The sequence below is a fragment of the Streptomyces alkaliterrae genome (assembly GCF_007097205.2).
Classification (GTDB): Bacteria; Actinomycetota; Actinomycetes; order Streptomycetales; family Streptomycetaceae; genus Streptomyces; species Streptomyces alkaliterrae.
On sequence record NZ_VJYK02000299.1, the window covers coordinates 1 to 6824 of the forward strand.

The 6824-nt window shown below is 73.7% G+C and carries 7 protein-coding genes; 2 read left to right on the plus strand and 5 right to left on the minus strand.

The features are described from left to right. Window positions 1-123 precede the first annotated feature (123 nt). From FNX44_RS21895 to FNX44_RS21915, 5 genes are all read right to left on the minus strand, one after another. Complete coding sequence (locus tag FNX44_RS21895) at window positions 124-1059, minus strand: LysR family transcriptional regulator (RefSeq protein WP_143650457.1); 936 nt, start codon at window positions 1057-1059, stop codon at window positions 124-126. Between the two features lie 81 nt (window positions 1060-1140). Further along, window positions 1141-2154: an SUKH-4 family immunity protein gene (locus FNX44_RS21900; RefSeq protein WP_143650459.1), complete on the minus strand. Its 1014-nt coding sequence runs from the start codon at window positions 2152-2154 to the stop codon at window positions 1141-1143. Window positions 2155-2303: 149 nt separating this feature from the next. Continuing rightward, window positions 2304-4415 (minus strand): ATP-binding protein, encoded by a 2112-nt coding sequence (locus FNX44_RS21905; protein ID WP_143650461.1) that lies wholly within the window; start codon window positions 4413-4415, stop codon window positions 2304-2306. 115 nt (window positions 4416-4530) lie between these two features. Further along, on the minus strand, window positions 4531-4920 hold the full coding sequence (locus FNX44_RS21910) for a hypothetical protein (protein ID WP_143650463.1): 390 nt from the start codon (window positions 4918-4920) through the stop codon (window positions 4531-4533). A 138-nt stretch (window positions 4921-5058) separates the two neighbouring features. Then, window positions 5059-5454, minus strand: coding sequence for a hypothetical protein (locus FNX44_RS21915; protein ID WP_143650465.1), 396 nt, complete (start codon window positions 5452-5454; stop codon window positions 5059-5061). Between the two features lie 317 nt (window positions 5455-5771). Between FNX44_RS21915 and FNX44_RS21920 the strand changes: the two genes are divergently transcribed. Continuing rightward, entirely contained in the window at window positions 5772-6110 is a 339-nt protein-coding gene (locus tag FNX44_RS21920; RefSeq protein WP_143650467.1) for a hypothetical protein, read from the plus strand. Beyond that, complete coding sequence (locus FNX44_RS21925; protein ID WP_143650469.1) at window positions 6107-6805, plus strand: WXG100 family type VII secretion target; 699 nt, start codon at window positions 6107-6109, stop codon at window positions 6803-6805. The genes FNX44_RS21920 and FNX44_RS21925 overlap by 4 nt, the downstream gene beginning before the upstream one ends. Window positions 6806-6824: the final 19 nt, after the last annotated feature.

Sequence of the window (6824 nt, forward strand, 5' to 3'; positions counted from 1 at the left end):
GGCCGTGGCGGCGGCGTGGCGTGATGTGGGGGTCATACCGAGCAGGGTCGGACCGTCGGGCCATCACGTCCAAGGAGGGTTTCTAGGGGTTACCCAAGATCCCGCTTATGGTCTGCCGCGGCCTCAGCAGCCGACCTTGTTGTCGGCGGTGCGTCGTAGGGTGTCCAACACGAGTGAGGTGGCCGGTACGCGCAGGTGCTCGCGCAGTACGTACGCGGCGATGTGGCGGCGCGACGGGGGAGCGAGCGGTCTGCCCACGACGTCCTGGTGGCGGAGGAAGTTGAGCACCAGGCTCGGCATGAGGGCGATGCCGAGTCCCTCGGCGACGAGGCTCTGCACCATGAGGTTGTCGTCGGTGGTGAAGGCGATGTGGGGTGCGAAGCCCTGTTCGGCGCACTCGTGCAGGAAGTTGACACGGCAGCGGAGGCAGCCGGCGATCCACCGTTCGTCGGCGAGGTCGGTCAGTGTGACGGTCCGGCGGCGGGAGAGGGGGTGGACGTTGGGCAGGAGTACGACCAACTGGTCGTCCAGAAGAGGGATCTCGACCAGTTCCTCCGGCACTTCGGCGGCGGAGGCGCCGTCCCCACCGGAGGTGCCGGAGGTGCCGGGGTAGGTGAACGCGAGGGCGATGTCACATTCGCCGCGCACCACCCGGGTGAGGGATTCGGGAGGTTCCTCCTCGGAGAGCTCCACCGCGACGCCGGGATGGTGCCGCGCGAGGGCGGCCAGGGTGCCGGGGACGAGGGTGGCGTTGGCGCTGGGGAAAGCGCAAAGCCGGACGCGGCCGGTGTCCAGCCTGGTGCGCGCCGCCATCTGCTGCCGGGCGACGGTCATCGTGTCGAGGATCGTCGTCGCGTGGCGGGAGAGTGTCTCGCCGGCCTCGGTGAGTCGCAGTCCTCGTCCGACGCGGACGAAGAGGGCGGTGCCCAGCTCGCGTTCGAGTGCCTTCATCTGCTGGGTGATCGCCGGCTGGGTATAGCCGAGCGACCGGGCGGCAGCCGAGTAGGAGCCGGTGCGGACGACCTCCTGGAAGGTACGCAGCCGTCTCGAATCGAACACCCGTGCATCATAAGGGGAAGTTGGGGGGCCGGAGGCGGGCCCCGTCCGGAGATGCCGGGCGGGGACCCCGGCGCCGGTCGGTCAGAACAGGCCGTGCCACAGCTGCTCGACGACGACGGACCACCAGTTGGCGGGGTCGTCGAGCGCGGTCGGGTCGGTGGCCGCCAGCTGCTCCTGGAACGCGGCGACTTCCTGCCCGGCGGTGAACGGGTCGCTGCCGGCGAGCCGTTGCCGGGCGCGCACGAGCAGCGCGAGACTGCGGGAGAAGGCGGCGACGGACGCGTTGACGTGGCGGGTGGTGAGGTCGCCCCGGGGCGAGACGGAGCGCACGTGGCCGTCGGAGCGCCGGACGGTGATCGCCGAGGAGCCGTCGCTGCCGACGCGGATCTCGTCGGCGAGCGCCGCGGGGACGGCGGCCGGCTCGATGCCCAGCGCGCGCAGCCAGGTCGCGGCGTCGGTGAAGGGCCCGCCGGCCGGGGGCTTCTCGTCGCGGTCGGCGTAGAAGAAGTAGGGGATCTCGGTGGGGATTCCGACGGTGATCAGCCCGGTGGTGGCGGACTCCGGGAGGTAGCGGCCCTCCAGCACCGAGGCCTCCTGCCGCAGCACGTCCGGCTCGCCGAAGGTCTCGACGAGGAACCGGTGGACCTCGGCCGCGTCGAGGTCGGCGGACGCGGAGGTACCGGCGGGGGCCGGGACGCGTGCCGGGGCGGGCGGCGCGGGCTTGCCCGCCAGCTGGTGCATCATCTCGACGTGCCGCTGGAGCGCGGCGACGGCCTCGGCGCGTTCGGCGGCGTCCTCGCCGTACGTCTGCGCGCAGCTCAGTTCCGCGTTCGGGAAGGCCTGGCTGACGAAGACGAGGGTGTAGCCGCCGGGGAGCAGGCTGGGGCTCAGGTCGGTGTGCAGGTGGCGCACGTCCTCGCCGCGCACGCCGAGCCGTTGCAGTTCCCCGTACAGCTGGTACTCGACCGGCGGCCGCCCGGGGGAGGAGACGCGGAAGACGTTGGTCTCCTCGCCGCTGGCCTGGTCGATGTACGTCGCGACCGCCGTGTTGCCGGGGCCGGTCGCCGGGCGGCTGCCGGACTGCTGGCTGTCCACGTGGAACTCCCTGGATCTTCGCCGGTGATCGGGCCGAGAGCGTCCCGAAGCTTCGACTGCTGTGTGTGCGGGGATGGGTTGGTGCCGGGCGGGTGGCGGCGTTGGTGGCGCCCGGCGACCGAGCCTACCGGCCTGGTCGCGGGCGCGGGCTACCGGACGGGAGGCCCGCCGTCGGTCTCCGGCGGCGGGGTGACGCGCAGGGCCTTGGCGCCGGTCTCCGTGGCGAGCAGCAGGACGCCGCTGTCGTGGATGTCCGCGCCGGCGAGCGGCGTCGCGGAGACGTAGGCGGTCAGCAGGCGCTGCTCGGGGCCGCGCCGCCAGATCCGGACGTAGTCGCCGCCCCGGCTGATGCCCAGCGGCGTGGCGGCGCGCTCCTCCTCGGACGGCATGCGGACCAGCGCCGGGTCGGCGTCCAGCGGTGCGGCGGGACCGTCGAGCGGGAGCAGCAGCACCGCTCCGGGCGGGGTGTCGCCGGCTTCACCGCCGGCGGGGAGGATGCGGGCGCCGGGAGTGCCCGGCGGCACGACCAGTACGGCGACGGGGAGGGCGCTGTCGGTGTCCGTCCCGGCCGGGTCGTTCTCGGGCTCGGTGCCGTCCGTCGCGGGGAGCGCCGTGCGGGGGAGTCGACCGATGGCGGCCGCGCTCACCCCGTTCAACGGCAGTGTCCACAGGGTGCGCCAGGGCAGGTCGGGCACGATGCGGTGGAGGGCGGCGGCGTACTGGTCGAGGCCGTCCTCGGTGAAGGCCGTCTCCAGCAGCGCCGCGCGCACCCGGGCGGGTACCTGGGTGCGGGTGAGCAGCGGGGCCGTGCGCAGATAGGTGCGGGCCGGGGCGGCGAGGGCCTCGGACGGTACCGCTTCCACGGCGGCGCGTAGGAGGACGGGGTCGGCGTAGGTGAACAGCCCGGGATCGGTGAGGAGCTGGGGCAGCAGGCCGGCTTCCAGGGTGTGGGCGGCGATGTGGTCCCGGACGTAGGGGTCGGCCTGTGACCAGTCCTGGCCGGGCACTTCGGCCAGCAGGGCCATCGCGACGCGCGTCTGGGCGGCGGCCACGTCCGGCAGCCAGGCGCGGATCTCGTCGGCGAGGGCGGGGTGCGCCAGCCGGAGCAGCGGGCGGTCGGCGGCCTGGACGTTGTCCGCCTCGGCTTCACCGTTCGCGTCACTCCGCGCGGTGGGGCGCGCGGCGGGGTCCTCGGGCGACGCGCTCTCGGAGGTCGCCTCCGCCTCCGAAGGCCTGACGGGTTCGATGAAGGGGGCCACGAGCAGCATGCCGTCCGCGAGCGCGGCGCTCATGTCCGTCTCGGCGACCGCGTCGGCCAGTGGCCCGAGCAGTTGGACGGGCAGGCCCTCGCCCTCGGCGAGTGCGAGGGGCCCCAGCAGCAGCCGAAGCGTCGCCGGGTCGGCGCCCAGGCGGCGGGCGTGCAGGTCGAGCGCCTCGCCGACGGTGGCCGGCAGCAGCGCGGGGTCGGCCGGGTCGAAGCTCTGCGGGTGGGCGAGGATCGAGTTCACTGCGAGGCGCACGGTCAGTCGGCTGCCGGCGCCCGCGCCGGTGCGTTCGGCGAGGGCGCGGCCGAGGGCGCGCCGTGCGGCCGGGTCTGTGGTGAACGGCAGGTCGGGGGCGCCGAACAGCGGGTCGAGCTGCGCCTCGGCCTGCAGCGCGAGGCCGTCGGGATCGGCCCACCGGGGCTCGTCGAGGTCGATGACCTGGGCGGCGCCGGGCGGCAGACCTGCCGCGACCTCGTCGACCAGCTCCCGGGGCAGCTCGGCGAGCAGCCGGACGTTCGGCAGCGCGGCCAGCGGACGCAGTACGTCCCCGGCCAGTCGCCGCGGCTCGTCCGCGGTCCGCACCGGCCCTGCCTGGTCGACGTCGGGCACGACGATCGTCAACGTCTCCTCGCGCGCGCCGAGTTCGGTGAAGACGTCGGCGGTACGGGTGGCCTGGACGCCGTAGTGGTCGGCGAGCACCCACAGGAGCTGCGCGGCGGTGAGCCCGGCGGGCCCGGGGACGGCGGGCGGCGGCAGTTCCGGCGGCACGGTGGCCGGGTCCATGGCGTCCAGCGGCAGGCGCTTGCGGTACTCGGGCTCGCACAGCATCAGGAATCCGGTGAGCAGCCACGAGCGGCCGGTGCCCGGGCTGCCGGTGAGCAGGACCACCCGGGGCGAGCCCGGCCACTCCATGCGCCACGCGGCGAGGGCGCGCAGCACCTCGGCGCGCCCGCCGATGTGCGGGTGGGGTTCGTGGGTCTGGCCGGTGCCGGTCATGGTGTGTCGTCCCCGCTCGGTCCTGGGTCAACGTGGGTGTCGGATCGTATGCCGCGGTGTCGGGAGGGCGGGCGGCCGGGCTGTCCGTTCGTCGAAGCGCCCGGCCGCACTCACGTCAGATCGCTCTGGAACTGATGCGCGGCATCTTGCCGATGCCCAGCGACTCGGCCCTGGACTGCTCGGCCTTGAGCAGCGAGTCGTTGAAGTCCTCGTTGATCTCGTGGTTGGTGCCCATGCCCTTGAGGCCGTTGCCGATGTCGTCGATCCGGCCCGTCAGGTGCGCCATGGACTCGAACATGCCGTCCCGGAAACCCGTGTACAGGGCGCCGAAGTTGTCGCCGAGGTCGTCGGCGCCCCACGGCGGACGCCCCTCGTACTCGCCGGCCGCCTTCAGGCCGTTCTCCAGGGTCTTCACCGCTCTGGCGAAGTCCTTGGAGAGCTTGACGAAGTTCCGTCCCTCTGCCTGGAGGACGGAAGGATCGGCCTGCAAACCGTCGTTCGACACGACTTCCCCCGCTCGTAGCGCTGCTGTTGTCCGATGTGATGGCTGTGCGATGGCTCGGCGGTTTGCCGCCGCCGAGTGTGGTGACGGTGGCGAGGCGCGGCCCGGTTCCGGCCGGCCCGGCACCGCCGGGCGGGCGGTTCAGTGCCGGCGCTTGGGGCGTGGCGAGTTCTCCCGCTCCTCGCGGGCCTGCTGCTTCCGCTCGGCGTCCTCCCGCTCGGCCTCCTCCTTCTGCTCGGCGAAGAAGCGTTCCGCCTGTTCCCGGGAGCGTTGCTCCTCCTCGGGCGTCATCTGCTCGGCGGCCTGGCGGATGCGGTTCAGGTTCTCGCCCAGTGCCGACAGGTAGGTCGGGTTCTCGATGATGTCGCGGAGTCCGGTGCGCCCGCTGAGCAGTTCACGAGCCATCTGCTGGAGTCGGGGATCGACGTCGGGGTTCTTCCGCAGCTGGTCCAGCGCCCTGCGGGTGTCCCGGGCCTGGGTCGGGTCCTCGAGATCCTCCATGAGGTTCTCTTCCTGGATGTCCCGTTCGTCCTTCACGGCTCTTCCTCCCACACCTCGGGCCTCTCGCTGCGGCCGCCAGTGGCGGCGCACCACCATTGTCACGCGCCGGTCGCGCGCGGACGAGGCCCGGGGTGCCGCCGGGCGGACGTGAACCGGCCGATTGTCCGGCAGAGTGGGAGAAACGGTCGCCCGCCGAACGGTGGCGCGAACCGTTCGCCCCGCCGCACGCGTGTGGTGGGGCAGCGGACGGGCCGGACGGGCCCGCGCACCGCGCCCGCCGACGGCCGGACAGCCGTGTGCTAGATGTGGTCGGCGCCCGCGCACCGTACGACCCCTGACCCACGGGAGAGTTGATGTCCGACGAACTCCACGTCAACACCGACGAACTGAGAAGGCTCGGGGCATCGTTCTCGACCCACGCCTACGACCTGGGACGGCATCTTTCGGACTTCCGCCGCCGCACCGACCTTGAGGGGATGGCGCCGTCGGCGGGCGCTGCGCCGTTCGCCGAGCCGGGCGGCGGCGAGCAGGTCTCGTACGCGGAGCTGAGCGAGATGGCGGAGGAGGCGGGCCGCCTGGTCGGCCGGCTGCGGGACCGGCTGGAGGAGATAGGCAGCGGCCTGCGGGCCACGGCGCGCAACAGCGACGACGTGTACGAGGAGTTCGTCGAGCGGTTCCGGGAGGCGCGATGAGCGAGGAGCGGACGGTGGAGGCGCTGCGCGAGGCCGCCGCGGGCTGGCGGCAGCTCGGCGGGCAGCTGGAGGAGGTCCTGCGGGCGCTGGACGCCGAGGTGCGCGCGGTCGTCGGCGAGCAGTGGCGAGGGCGGGCGGCGGAGGTGTTCGACGGCGAGTGGCGGCGGATGCGCGCGGCCGTGGAGGAGGCGCTACCGGCGTTCTCCACGGCCGGGGACGCCCTGTCGTCGGCGGCCGACGGGGCGGAGGAGGCCGCCGAGCGGGCCGCGCGGGAAGAGGCCCGGGCACTGGGCGAGGGTGCGGGTGAGGACCACGGCGCGATGTTCGGGGACGGGGACGAGTTCGCCGACCTCGGTGGTGCGGTGGGGGGAGAGGTGTCGCGCGGGAGCGCGCACTCGTTCTCGCTGGGGGATCTGGAACGGGCGATGGCGGGGCGGACGGTTGACCACGCCGAGCTGTTGGGCGCGTCTTCGGGCGCAGGCGCAGGCGCGGATGCGGAGGCGGTCAGCGGCACGGTCGGTGAGGCGGCTTCCGCGTCGGGTGGCGAAGCCGCCGGGGACGGGACCCGGGTGGGTGCCGGGGGCTCCACCGGCGGCGGATCGGCCGCGCCGGCGGCCTGCGCTGGTGCCGCGGCTGGTACGCGCAGCAGGGTGCCAACGATCTCCCCGCGGCCCTGGCTGACCTTCCCGAACTGACCAGTAGCAGCCTGTGACG

What these genes read in the sequence shown, in the direction of transcription:
- FNX44_RS21920 (WP_143650467.1), top strand. Translation starts at nt 5,772, where the DNA reads ATGTCCGACGAACTCCACGTCAACACCGACGAACTGAGAAGGCTCGGG.
- FNX44_RS21925 (WP_143650469.1), top strand. Translation starts at nt 6,107, where the DNA reads ATGAGCGAGGAGCGGACGGTGGAGGCGCTGCGCGAGGCCGCCGCGGGC.
- FNX44_RS21905 (WP_143650461.1), bottom strand. Translation starts at nt 4,415, where the DNA reads ATGACCGGCACCGGCCAGACCCACGAACCCCACCCGCACATCGGCGGG.